The following is a 12,160-nucleotide window of genomic DNA, read 5'->3' as shown; positions in this document are numbered from 1 at the left end:
ATGGTTCTTGAGCAGTACATTCAACGCGTAGAAGAGAAACTGCACCTGCTGCTGAAAAAGCTGCAACAGGTGCAGGGCGAGAATGTATTGCTGAAAGAAGAGATCCAATCACAGCAACAGGAACTGCAACAGCAGCAACTGGCTATTCAGGGACTGGAAGATAAGCTGCGGCTGATGAAGATCGCAGCATCCGCCCAGGGCACTAACACCGTAGCAGAAGAAGATGAAGCATTCAGAAAGGAGATCCGCGGCAAGATCAACGACTATATAAAGGAGATCGACCGCTGTATCGCCCTGCTGAACAGCTGATAAATACCAGAACATGGAGCAGCTCATTCCCGTTAATATCGTAGTGGCCGACCGCTCTTACCGGATCAAGATCAAGCCGGAAGAAGAAGAAGAGGTACGCCGTATCATGAAAGAAGTGAATGAGAAAATCGTCGATTTCAAGACCTCTTACGCGGGTAAAGACCTGCAGGACTATATCGCTATGGCGCTCATCATGTATGCTACTCACCCTGTAACCAGCGGCGGAAAGGCCCAGGCCGTTACCGCGCCCTTCCTGCAGGAAAAACTGGAAAAGCTGGAAGAAATGATCAACCAGGCATTGGGCTAGACATCGCTATCCCTTGCTAAACAATCAATTAGCTAATTCGCTAATAATCACGTATTAAACACGCTTTACTGCTATTTTTTTGTATTTTCGCGGGTCAGTTCTCACCCCTGTTGCGTTCGTAGCAGTACATGGGGCAGGAGAATGCTACATAAATCAAGTTTAAAGAATTTATATGGAAGTTACACTTACAATAGTTGCTGCAGTTGTGGCATTGGTCGTTGGGATTCTATTAGGTAAGGTGATATTTGCCAAAAACACCCAGCAAAAAATTGATGAAGCTGAGCAACAGGCAAAAAAAATCATCGCAGATGCACAAACCACCGGGGAAAACCTCAAGAAAGACAGGTTGCTGGAAGCAAAGGAAAAATATCTGCAATTGAAGAGCGAGCATGAAAAGGAAGTGCTCCAGCGTAATCAGAAGATCATAGAATCAGAGAACAGGATAAAGCAGAAAGAACAGAGCCTCAACCAGAAAAATGAACAACTTCAAAAACAACTGAACGAAAACGACGCCATCAAGGAAACCTTGAACCGGCAGATGGAACTGGTAACCATCAAACGCACTGAACTGGAAAAACACCAGGAAGAACATATCCGTCGCCTCGAAAAAGTGGCCGGCCTCACCGCCGAAGAAGCCAAACACCAGCTGGTGGAGAGCCTGAAGGAAGAAGCCCGCTCACAAGCGCTGGCACATATCCAGGAAATCATCGAGGACGCTAAAACCAAGGCTAACAAAGAAGCCAAGAAGATCATCATCCAATCCATCCAGCGTACTGCCGCTGAACAAACTATTGAAAATACCATCACGGTATTCAACCTTGAAAGTGATGAGATCAAAGGCCAGATCATCGGTCGTGAAGGCCGTAACATCCGCGCCATTGAAGCCGCTACCGGTGTAGACCTTATCGTGGATGATACCCCGGAAGCCATCGTACTCTCTTCTTTCGATCCGCTCCGCCGCGAAATCGCCCGCCTGTCGCTGCAACGCCTGGTACAGGATGGCCGTATTCACCCGGCACGTATCGAAGAGGTAGTGGAAAAAACCAAGAAACAACTGGAAGAACAGGTAATGGATATCGGTGAAAGAACCGTGATAGAACTGGGTATCCACGGCCTCCACAAAGAACTGGTTCGCCTCGTAGGTAAAATGCGTTTCCGCTCTTCTTACGGCCAGAACCTGCTCATGCACTCCAAAGAAACTGCTAACCTTTGCGCCGTGATGGCAGCAGAACTGGGCCTCAACCCGAAACTCGCCAAACGTGCGGGCCTGCTCCACGATATCGGTAAAGTACCTGACGAAGAAACAGAACTGAGCCACGCCCTCCTCGGCGCCAAACTGGCGGAGAAATATGGCGAGCACGCCGCGGTAGTCAACGCCATCGGTGCGCACCACGACGAAATGGAAATGCAATACGTGATCTCCCCGATCGTTCAGGCATGTGACGCCATCAGCGGCGCACGCCCCGGCGCACGCCGCGAGATCATGCAGAGCTATCTGCAACGTATCAAAGATCTCGAAAACCTCGCCCTCGCCCATGAAGGCGTGGAAAAAGCCTACGCCATCCAGGCCGGCCGCGAACTGCGCGTGATCGTTGAAAGTGATAAAGTGACCGACAACGACGCCGATCGCCTCTCTTTCGAGATCGCCAACAAGATCCAGACCGAAATGCAATACCCCGGTCAGATCAAAGTAACCGTGATCCGCGAAAAAAGAGCGGTAAACGTAGCGCGATAATTTTTGACTATAGAAAAAAGAAAATAGACATTATCTTGAGTCCTTCGGTTTGCACCGAAGGACTTTTTTTTTCAACAAATGCGAACATCGTTATGAAGAAACCTATGTTTAAGCTCCTGCTGGGCGCCTGCCTGCTCATCAGCTCTGGTAGCGCCTTCGCCCAGAAAGCTCAATCACTGTTCAATGGTAAAAACCTCGACGGATGGCAGATCCACGGCACCGAAAAATGGTATGTGGATAAAGGAGAACTTGTATGCGAAAGCGGCCCTGACAAAGAGTATGGCTATCTCGCTACCAATAACCAGTACAAAGACTTTGAACTGACCGTTCAATTCAAACAGGAAGCCAATGGCAACAGCGGCGTATTTTTCCACTCTTCGCTGGAAGGCACCAAAATCAGCGGCTGGCAGGCTGAAGTAGCGCCTCCGGGCCTGCACACCGGCGGTATCTATGAATCTTATGGCCGCGGATGGCTCATCCAGCCCGGCAAAGAAAAAGAAGCATACCTGAAAATGGGCGAATGGAACACCATGAAAGTGCGCGTAGCAGGCGACAGCGTTACCACCTGGCTCAATGGTCATGAAATGATACAGCTGAAAGATGAAAAGATCGGCGCAGTAAACGGCCAGATCGCGCTGCAGATACACTCCGGCGGCGGTATCAAGGTGAGATGGAAAAACATTAAATTGGTACCGTTAAAATCATAAATGGATTACAACGGCAAAGTAATACTCATCACAGGCGCCAGCTCGGGCATCGGCCGCGAGCTGGCCTTGCTGCTCGCAAAAGAAAAGGCCTCCCTCATTCTCGCAGCCCGCCGCGAAACCGCCCTGCTGGCCGTTCGCCAGGAATGCCTCGCCTTCACCCCTCAATGCGAAATACTCGTCCTCGATATCACCGACGCTGCACAACTGCCACAACAGGTAGATACAGCCATCCGCATCTTTGGCCATATAGATGTGCTGGTGAATAACGCCGGCGTTACGCAACGCTCCAAACTGATCGATACCACCGTGAGCGCCGTACGACAATTGATGGAAGTGAATTTCTTCGGGCCTGTGATGCTTACCAAGGCGCTGCTGCCGCATTTCAAAGCCCGGCAAGGCGGACAAATAGTAGTAGTGAGCAGCATGGCCGGATTAATGGGCTACCCCTGGCGTTCTGGCTACAATGCCGCCAAACACGCACTGCAAGGCTATTTCGAAACACTGCAAACAGAAGATCCCATCCCCGGGCTATACACCACCATCGTATGCCCCGGCCGCATACACACCGATCTCACCTATGCCGCCATCACCGCCAATGGCGAGCCTTATGGCAAAATGGACCCCGGCCAGGCCAACGGCATGCCGGTAGATATCTGCGCCCGGCGCATACTAAAGGCCATGCATAAACGAAAAAAGCTGGTCATGATCGCCAGGGCCGAAAAGCTGCTGCTCTGGTTCAAAAGATTTTTTCCGCCACTCTTTTATGTGATTGCACGCAAAGGGAATTAATTTGCAGCAAACTCGATAAAGCATGGAACTGCTCCAACAAATAGCGGACGCCAAAGCGTACCTGCAATCCTTTCCGTTTGAACAAGCACGCGCCGGTATTGTACTGGGCACCGGTCTGGGGGAACTGATCAACCACATCAAGATCGCACATAGCATTCCCTATCACCAGATACCGCATTTCCCGGAATCTACTGTGGAGTCGCACAAGGGCCACCTGGTGCTGGGGCATATCGGCCAAACGCCGGTGATGGCCATGCAGGGCCGTTTCCATTACTATGAAGGCTATACGATGCAACAGATCACTTTTCCTGTGCGGGTGATGCATGCCATGGGCATCCGCCAGCTGCTGCTCAGCAATGCTGCCGGCGGTATGAATCCCGGTTTCAAAAAAGGAGATCTCGTATTGCTGGATGATCATATCAATATGCAGCCTGAAAATCCGCTGCGCGGGCTGAACTCCCCGGCATTCGGGCCACGCTTCCCGGATATGAGCCGCCCTTACGATCCGGTATTGGGTCAACAACTGGCGGCCGCGGCAAAGGCGCAAGGCTCGGCCTTAAAATCCGGTATATACGTTTCCGTTATGGGTCCTAACCTCGAAACACGCGCCGAATACCGCTTCCTGCGCATGGCCGGCGCCGACCTCGTAGGCATGAGCACCGTGCCGGAGGTGATTGTTGCCAATCAGCTGCAACTCCCCTGTGCCGCGGTTTCCGTGGTAACAGATGAATGCGATCCTGATAACCTGCATCCCGTATCTATCGAAGAGATCATCGCTGTTGCGGCAAGCGCCGATAAAAAACTGAGTGATATTTTTGCCGCCGTTATCGCGGGACTATAAAAGAAGAAGGGACCTTAATGCGTCCCTTCTTTATCATCTTTATTATCATTTTCGTCATCATCATCATCGTCGTCATCATCATCCGAAAGAAAATCATCAAAGTGGATGATCTCATCATCGGGTTCCGCTTCTTCATCTTCAGCAGCGCTTAGCTCATCGCTCTGATCTTCTTCCATCAGGCCATAGTCGGACTTTTCCACAGATGCATCCAGGGCGTCCAGCTCATGATCGGGATCGAGCAGCTCGCCGGTTTCGGATACCATCATGGAGTGCGCGGCTTCTTCCTGCGCGGCATGTTCGGTATGTTCGCCTCGGCTGATGGTGGCCGTTTCATCTGTGATGAGCGTTGGTTGCACCATGTCCTCATCGAACAGCTCTTTGAGTTTGGGCAGATCGGCGGCTGAATTGATACCAAAATAATCCATGAATGAGCGGGAAACCGAATACAGCAAGGGTTTGCCGGGAAGGTCTTCGCTACGTCCGGAAATCACGATCAATTCTTTTTCCAGTAATTTTTGTATGGAATAATCGGTGCTCACACCGCGGATGTATTCAATTTCACCTTTGGAGATCGGCTGGCGGTAAGCGATGATAGCCAGGGTTTCCAATGCGGCGGTAGACAGGCGTTTCAGGAATTTATCGCCATTGAGCTGGGCCACCGTTTGATAGTAATCCTTTTTGGTCAGGAACTGGTAACCGCCGCCACTACTTCTCACTTCAAATGCATAAAACTCAGAACTGTATTTTTCCTTGATCGCTGCTATCGCCGCTTCCACCTGGTCGAGTGTAGCGCGGTCTTCCAGAAAAGCCAATGCGTTATTCAGTAAATCCACTATCTCCATCACAGGCAGGGGCCTGTCGGCCGCAAAAATCAATGCTTCCACGTGGGGAATGATCTGAGAAATTTCCATGTGTTATAGGTCGTATGGATTTTACAAAAAAGGTCAAAGACCGAAAATACAGTCTTTGACCCTATTCTGAAAATATAAATATTCAGTAGTTGACTTTCTGTGAATAATTATCAACCAGCCAGTGCTGCGGCCCCGCTCACGATCTCGGTCAGCTCGGTGGTGATGGCAGCCTGACGTGCACGGTTGTAAGATATCTTCAGGCTGCGGAGCATTTCGCTCGCATTCTCGGTGGCTTTATCCATCGCGGTCATACGGGCGCCATGTTCAGAAGCATGAGAATCGAGGATCGCTTTAAAGAACTGTGTGTTCAGGATCTTCGGCATCAGCTCGGCGATGAGGGTATCTTTTTCAGGCTCGAAAATATAGTCTGCTTTCAGGCCATTCTTTTCTTTGCTCTCTACTTTCGCGATAGGCAGGAACTGCTCAGAAACGAATAATTGGGTAGCGGCGTTTTTAAATTCGCTGTAGATGATTTCAACAGCATCGTAAGTACCGTTGATGAAGCCTTCCAAAGCCACGTTGGCTGCCTGTTTTACGTGATCAAAGGTCAGATCGCCGAACATGTTCCAGAACTGGTCGTTGATCTTGTAACCATTGTTGAGGAAGTGCTCATAACCTTTCTTACCGATCGGCATGATCTCTACCTGGCCCTGTTCAAATTGTTCTGCATATTTTTCGCGGATCACACGTTTAGCAGTTTTGATCAGGTTGGAATTGAAAGCGCCGCACAAGCCTCTGTCGGAAGTAATTACCACGATCAGCACTTTTTCAATCGCACGTTGCGCCGCCAGCGGCGTATCGATATTGCCCTCGCTGTTGGAAACGATATTTTGCAGCATTTCCTGGAGTTTCAGCGCGTAAGGACGCATCAGCAGGATCGCATCCTGGGCGCGTCTTAACTTGGCAGCACTCACCATTTTCATGGCTTTTGTGATCTGCTGGCCAGATTGAATGGATTTGATTCGGTTACGAACTTCTTTAAGCTGTCCGGACATATATTTAAATCAGTTACTAATTACAAATGAGCTATTGCAGGCAAGCGCTCCGCAATTTGGCTGCAAAGGTAAGTAATGACGGATTAATTTGAAAATCCACAGGGAGATAATTTAAATTTTCTCCACACCGCTGTAAATAACCAAATAACAAAATAAATAAATCTACAATATGATAGTAGTGCCCAGCACTTGCAGAAATGCTGCGATCCATTGCGGATGTGCAGGCCATGCCGGCGCCGTAACCAGCTTGCCGTCTACCACCGCCTCATATACATTTACAGAAACATATGTGCCACCGGCGGCGGTTACCTCCGGCCCTACTGCCGGGTAGGCGGTCAGTTTCTTGCCACGCACCACATCTGCTGCGGTGAGTATCTGGATGCCATGGCATACTGCTGCTACAGGTTTGTTTTCCACAAAGAAATGTTTCACCAGTTCGATCACATTTTTATTGAGGCGCAGGTATTCCGGCGCACGGCCGCCAACGATCACCAGGGCGTCGTAGTCTGCGCCGGCTACATCATTGAAAGAAGCGTTGAGCACGAAATTATGCCCTGGCTTTTCTGTGTAAGTCTGATCTCCTTCAAAATCGTGGATAGCCGTCTTTACCTTGTCGCCCGCCGCTTTGTCGGGGCATACGGCATGTACTTCGTGGCCGATCATCTGCAACATCTGAAAGGGCACCATGGTCTCATAATCTTCTGCGAAATCGCCCGTTAACAACAGTATTTTCTTTTGTGCCATAGGATTAAATTGTTTGGCTTATAAAGATAAGCTTTCAGAGATGAAATGAAAAAGGCGGGTTGCCCCGCCTTCTCATTTCATTGAAAATTAATATCCCGGATTCTGTGGAAATACATTGGTGGTACGGTCGATCTGATCTTGCGGAATGGGCCGCAGCATATGCTTTGGCTGGATATTGGCCGAAGCCTCCGGATTATGCAGGCGTACCCTTTCCAGCAGTTTGTTGGTACGTTTGAGATCGAACCAGGCGAACTGTTCACCAATCAGTTCACGGCCGCGTTCATCGAGGATAAAGTCGATGGTCATATCAGCGGCGGTCACCTTCATCGCGTCGAGGTTGGCCTGCGTTTCTGCTGGTGTGGCGCCCGGGCGCGCAGCGCGCTGGCGTACTACATTGACCAGATCAGCCGCGCCGGCTTTGTTACCGGTCATCATCAGCGCTTCTGCTTCGATCAGGTAATCTTCGGCCAGGCGGAAAGCAATGAACGGACGCACGCCGGAGGCCTGGTTATCCGGGCGCAGCGCATCGGCGAACTTGTTGAGGGAGGGGTACAATTTCTCTGTGTAGTTACGTGGCGGCACCAGCAGGTATTTCTTGCTTTTGATCTGCGCATCGCTAACGTCATAGCCGGGCAGGTACACGGCGGTATCGCCCATATTCAGCGTGGCAGTAGGCGCATTGGTATACCATACGGTGGTGAAAAATTTCTCGTAACGGGTGTCATGCACACGGTCTTTGTACAGCGTATCGATCAGGAAGCGCGTAGGCCTGAAACGCTTCCAGGGCGTGCCATTGGGCAGATCGCGTTTCATGCCGGCGAGCACGTCGTACTGCATGAGGAAGAAGCGGCAGGCATTGTTATCAGCGTAACCATACAGCGGATCGGTGGTGAATTGCACGGCCCATACGGTTTCTGAATTATTCTCTTTGCCCTGCGCCCATATCTGGCCGGGATCGGCCAGCAGCTTGAAGCCATAGTTCTTGATCACCATATCGGCATATTTGGCTGCGTTGGCGTAATCAGTAGGCTGCGCATCCGGCGAGGAGGCGCGGGTGAGGTACACCCTTGCCAGCAGATGCTCCGCAGCGGCTTTCGTGGCGCGGCCCCAGTCGCTCTGCGAAGCGGGCAACTGCGCTTCGGCAGCCAGTAAGTCGTTCACGACAGCGTTGTATACGGCTTGTGTAGAATCACGGTTGGCAGTGGTGAGTATCGCCTTATTTTCGTGTAGCCGTAAGGGTATGGAACCGAACAACTGCATCAGTACAAAGTGATAGTGGGCACGACAGAAGAGCGCTTCTGCCACTCCTCTTTTCTTCACGGTGGAATCCAGGCCCTTGATCTGGTCTGCACGGTCTACCACCACATTACAGGTATTGATAGCCTGGTAAAAACTGTTCCATACGTCGCGGATATGATCGTAGCGGGAATCCAGCTGCGAGGTGTATTGATTGGCGAATTTGTAGTTACCATCGGAACCGTTGGTGTAGGTATCGGTGCCGGGGCAGGTGAGCGTCATACCGCGCTCGGAGCTGTAGAACGCGCGCATGGCTACATAGGAGCCATTCACCGCGGTGGCAAAACCATCTTTTGTATTATAGAAATCATCTGTTACGTTGGTGATCACATCTTCTTTCAACATCTTGTTACACGCAGTGCCGGCGAGGGCCAGCAGGGCTATTCCAACAAATATTCTTTTCATAACGATTACTTTTTTCAGATAAAAAATAAACAATCCTCAGAAACGCGCATTGATACCGAATTGCAGCATCCAGGTGGCTGGCGCATCTACCCCGATTACGTTCACATCTTCCGGATCAATACCTTTCCATTTCTGGCGGTAAGGCGCGAGGATCAGCGGTTGTTTCACGCCTACATTCACGCGGAAGGATTGCATCTGCATGCGTTTTACCCATGCATCAGGCAGACTGTAAGCCAGCGTGATGTTCCTGATCTTGAAGAAGGAGCCGTCGAAATAACTGAGTGTCTGGTAATTGCTGGGCCTTTCCTGGTTCGCATTCGGACGCGGAAAATCATTGGTCGGATTAGCCGGCGTGAAATAGTTAATGTTCAGGTTATTGTAACGGCCAAACAGCGTATTATAGTTTTGATAGAAATCGCTCTTGATCATGCCGCCGATGCGCGCAAAGGCCACCACAGACAATTCTATGCCTTTATAGGAAAGGCGTTGCGTGGTACCGCCCTGCCATGTCGGTTCAGGTGATCCCAATATCTGCCTGTCTTTATCATTGATCTTCCCGTCTCCATTCACATCTTCCAGTCTGATCTCGCCCGGATTTACATTGTAGGTAGCCGCTTGCGCTGCATCTTTTGTTTGCCAGATACCGATCTTTCTGTAATCGTAATACACATAGGTGGGCTGACCTACAAACCAGGCATTGCCTGCGTCGGATGTTTTGCCATCCATGAGAGAAAGGATCCTGGAGCGGTTGCGGAAGTAGTTCACATCCATGCTCCAGCTGAAACCTTTCGGATTGTCGAAGATGGTGGCCGATAAACCTATTTCCAATCCTTTGTTACTGGTAGATCCTACATTCTGCAATACGGAGTTGAATCCATTGCTGTAAGGCAGGAGGTGCGGCATCAGCAGGTCGGTGGTTTTCTGGCTGTACCAGTCTATTACACCGGTGATGCGGCCTTTCAGGATGCTGAAGTCGAGGCCCACATCCAGCGAGCGCGTAGTTTCCCAGGTGAGGTCCGGATTGCGCAGCTGTGTTGGCAGAAAGCCCAATGCGCCTTTGTTGCCAAAAGAGTAAGGAATCCTGCCTAAATTCCCTTGTGTAGCATACGGACTGATACCGGTGTTACCGATTGCGCCATAGCTAGCACGGAGTTTCAGGTTATCGAACAGGTGTTGTGATTTCATGAATTGTTCGCTGATCACATTCCAGGCAACAGCTACTGAAGGGAAATAACCCCACTGGTGGCCTGGTGCAAAACGGGAGGAACCATCCGCACGCAGCGTAAGCGTAAGGAGATAACGATCATCGTAGCCATAGTTCAAACGGCCCATGTAGGAGAGGATGGTCCAGGTGCCCAGGCTGGAGCCTACACCGGTTACATTCAGCGCCTGGCCCAGGTTGTAGTATTCCTGTGATTCCACGGGGATACCGCGCACAGAGGCGGTGGAGCTGTCGCCGGTCTGGCGTTGCACGCTGTACAGCCCTGTGAAGCCGATGCTGTGTTTGCGGTTGATCACTCTATTATACGTCAGCAGGTTTTCGATAGTGTAGGCGGTAGTGAAGCCGCTGTTTTTAGAAGCGGTAGCATCACCGCCGCCAATGAGCAGGTTGGTATTATTTTTTCCCTGGAATAATCCGTAGTTATATTGGGAGATGTCGGGACCTACGTTCAGCCTGTATTTGAGGCCTTTCGCAATTTCCACTTCTCCATAGAGGGAGGTGAACAATCTGAAACGTTTACGCAGCTCCAACCTGTTATTGTTCACATAGTCCAATAGTGGATTCGGTTGCTGGCTATCGCCGGTAGGATAGGTAATGAGATTACCGGTAGAATCATACGGATTGGCGATGGGCAACATTTTGAGCGCATTGTCAATACCATTGTACGTTTCTCCTTTGCGTTCGCTGTAGGAGGCTAACAGTGACGCACCTACTCTTACGCGGTTGCCGATTTGCTGATCGATGCCCACGTTGAGGTTGTACCTTTCATAGCTCTGGAGTTTAAGCACGCCCTGATCTTTGAAGTAGCCGATACCTACTGCATACTTTGTTTTTTCGGTGCCGCCGGCTACGCTGAGCGCATGATTGGTTTGATAGCCGGAAGATACCATGAGCTTCTGCCAGTCTACATCAACACCGCGTTTGATGTTGGCATATTCTACGGAGTTGAATATTTTGGCGTCGGAGGCATCGGGGTTGCTATCATCATATTTACCGATGGTGCGGTAGGCTTCGCGGCGCATGTTGATAAACTGGTTGGCGTTCATCATATCGGCTTCACCGAGTTGCTTTACATAGCCATAGGAGCCGCTGTAGCTCACTACAGGCCTGCTGTTCCTGCCTCTGAGGGTGGTGATGAGCACTACGCCGTTAGCGCCGCGGGAGCCATAAATGGCGGTGGCGGAGGCGTCTTTAAGAATATCCATCGATTGAATTACACCGGTACCGATGTCGTTGAGGGAGCCGGAATAAGGAATTCCGTCAATGACATACAGGGGATCATTGCCGGCGGAGAGGGAGCGGGTACCGCGGATGCGCACCTGTGGCTCATCGCCGGGCTTGGAGCTGTTGTTCAATACTTCGATACCTGGGGCGCGGCCTTGCAGGGCTTGTTGCGGGTTGGTAACCGGCACATCCTGTATGGCTTTGCTGTTAAGAGAAGAGATGGAGCCGGTCACATCTTTTTTCTTCTGTGAGCCGTAGCCTACCACTACTACTTCGTCCAGTTTTTTGTGATCCTCTTCCAGTATAACCGGGATCAGGGAACGGCCATTAACGGGCTCTTCATGGGTGATATACCCGATGAAAGTGAATACCAGTACGGCATTGTCGGCATCTTTGAGTTGCAGGTGGTAATGACCCTTTGCATCTGTTTGTGTGCCTGTATTGCGGCCCTTTACGGATACGGTAACGCCGAGCAGTGGTTGTTTGTCGGTGCCCGTCACATTACCTTCAACTGGCCGCTGCTGAGCCTGTAGCAGGCAGGGAAGGAACAGGCACAGCACTACGCAATACAAACGTGAAATTTGTCTTTTCATAACGTTCAATAATTAATAGAGCGATGATTGGTGGAAATTATTGGTATCAGTTTTCTCCTGGAATCAGTTTTTTCTTTCTACA

11 protein-coding genes are annotated in these 12,160 nt (G+C 50.5%); 6 read left to right on the top strand and 5 right to left on the bottom strand.

Annotation, left to right across the window (positions count from 1 at the left end):
* From FPG75_RS01495 to FPG75_RS01470, 6 genes are all read left to right on the top strand, one after another.
* On the top strand, positions 1-309 hold the full coding sequence (locus FPG75_RS01495; protein ID WP_143304726.1) for a hypothetical protein: 309 nt from the start codon (positions 1-3) through the stop codon (positions 307-309).
* A gap of 13 nt (positions 310-322) precedes the next feature.
* On the top strand, positions 323-616 hold the full coding sequence (locus FPG75_RS01490; RefSeq protein ID WP_143304725.1) for a cell division protein ZapA: 294 nt from the start codon (positions 323-325) through the stop codon (positions 614-616).
* A 172-nt stretch (positions 617-788) separates the two neighbouring features.
* Positions 789-2,351, top strand: coding sequence for a ribonuclease Y (gene rny / locus FPG75_RS01485; RefSeq protein ID WP_143304724.1), 1,563 nt, complete (start codon positions 789-791; stop codon positions 2,349-2,351).
* Between the two features lie 92 nt (positions 2,352-2,443).
* The gene (locus FPG75_RS01480) at positions 2,444-3,058 is read left to right on the top strand and encodes a 3-keto-disaccharide hydrolase (protein ID WP_236652693.1); all 615 of its coding nucleotides are present in this window, start codon (positions 2,444-2,446) and stop codon (positions 3,056-3,058) included.
* Positions 3,059-3,847 carry an SDR family oxidoreductase gene (locus tag FPG75_RS01475; protein ID WP_143304723.1) on the top strand — a complete coding sequence of 263 codons (789 nt, stop codon included), beginning with the start codon at positions 3,059-3,061 and terminating at the stop codon, positions 3,845-3,847.
* Between the two features lie 22 nt (positions 3,848-3,869).
* Positions 3,870-4,688: a purine-nucleoside phosphorylase gene (locus FPG75_RS01470; protein ID WP_143304722.1), complete on the top strand. Its 819-nt coding sequence runs from the start codon at positions 3,870-3,872 to the stop codon at positions 4,686-4,688.
* Positions 4,689-4,702: 14 nt separating this feature from the next.
* Here FPG75_RS01470 and scpB read toward each other — a convergent pair whose 3' ends face one another.
* The 5 genes from scpB to FPG75_RS01445 form a co-directional block, all read right to left on the bottom strand.
* Positions 4,703-5,599: an SMC-Scp complex subunit ScpB gene (gene scpB, locus FPG75_RS01465; protein ID WP_143304721.1), complete on the bottom strand. Its 897-nt coding sequence runs from the start codon at positions 5,597-5,599 to the stop codon at positions 4,703-4,705.
* Between the two features lie 110 nt (positions 5,600-5,709).
* Positions 5,710-6,594, bottom strand: a complete 885-nt coding sequence (gene atpG, locus FPG75_RS01460; RefSeq protein WP_143304720.1) for an ATP synthase F1 subunit gamma — start codon at positions 6,592-6,594, stop codon at positions 5,710-5,712.
* A gap of 162 nt (positions 6,595-6,756) precedes the next feature.
* Positions 6,757-7,338 (bottom strand): DJ-1/PfpI family protein, encoded by a 582-nt coding sequence (locus FPG75_RS01455; RefSeq protein ID WP_143304719.1) that lies wholly within the window; start codon positions 7,336-7,338, stop codon positions 6,757-6,759.
* An 87-nt stretch (positions 7,339-7,425) separates the two neighbouring features.
* Entirely contained in the window at positions 7,426-9,039 is a 1,614-nt protein-coding gene (locus FPG75_RS01450) for a RagB/SusD family nutrient uptake outer membrane protein (protein WP_143304718.1), read from the bottom strand.
* A 36-nt stretch (positions 9,040-9,075) separates the two neighbouring features.
* On the bottom strand, positions 9,076-12,078 hold the full coding sequence (locus tag FPG75_RS01445) for a SusC/RagA family TonB-linked outer membrane protein (RefSeq protein ID WP_143304717.1): 3,003 nt from the start codon (positions 12,076-12,078) through the stop codon (positions 9,076-9,078).
* Between the last annotated feature and the right edge of the window lie 82 nt (positions 12,079-12,160).

The organism is Chitinophaga vietnamensis, assembly GCF_902167635.1.
GTDB classification, from domain to species: Bacteria; Bacteroidota; Bacteroidia; order Chitinophagales; family Chitinophagaceae; genus Chitinophaga; species Chitinophaga vietnamensis.
This window is presented reverse-complemented; position numbering and strand designations above follow the sequence as displayed.

Bases quoted from the DNA above. Each gene is read 5' to 3' on its own strand.
- FPG75_RS01455 (WP_143304719.1), bottom strand. From the start codon at position 7,338: ATGGCACAAAAGAAAATACTGTTGTTAACGGGCGATTTCGCAGAAGAT.
- FPG75_RS01450 (WP_143304718.1), bottom strand. From the start codon at position 9,039: ATGAAAAGAATATTTGTTGGAATAGCCCTGCTGGCCCTCGCCGGCACT.
- FPG75_RS01470 (WP_143304722.1), top strand. From the start codon at position 3,870: ATGGAACTGCTCCAACAAATAGCGGACGCCAAAGCGTACCTGCAATCC.
- FPG75_RS01445 (WP_143304717.1), bottom strand. From the start codon at position 12,078: ATGAAAAGACAAATTTCACGTTTGTATTGCGTAGTGCTGTGCCTGTTC.
- FPG75_RS01475 (WP_143304723.1), top strand. From the start codon at position 3,059: ATGGATTACAACGGCAAAGTAATACTCATCACAGGCGCCAGCTCGGGC.
- rny (WP_143304724.1), top strand. From the start codon at position 789: ATGGAAGTTACACTTACAATAGTTGCTGCAGTTGTGGCATTGGTCGTT.
- FPG75_RS01495 (WP_143304726.1), top strand. From the start codon at position 1: ATGGTTCTTGAGCAGTACATTCAACGCGTAGAAGAGAAACTGCACCTG.
- FPG75_RS01480 (WP_236652693.1), top strand. From the start codon at position 2,444: ATGAAGAAACCTATGTTTAAGCTCCTGCTGGGCGCCTGCCTGCTCATC.
- scpB (WP_143304721.1), bottom strand. From the start codon at position 5,599: ATGGAAATTTCTCAGATCATTCCCCACGTGGAAGCATTGATTTTTGCG.
- atpG (WP_143304720.1), bottom strand. From the start codon at position 6,594: ATGTCCGGACAGCTTAAAGAAGTTCGTAACCGAATCAAATCCATTCAA.
- FPG75_RS01490 (WP_143304725.1), top strand. From the start codon at position 323: ATGGAGCAGCTCATTCCCGTTAATATCGTAGTGGCCGACCGCTCTTAC.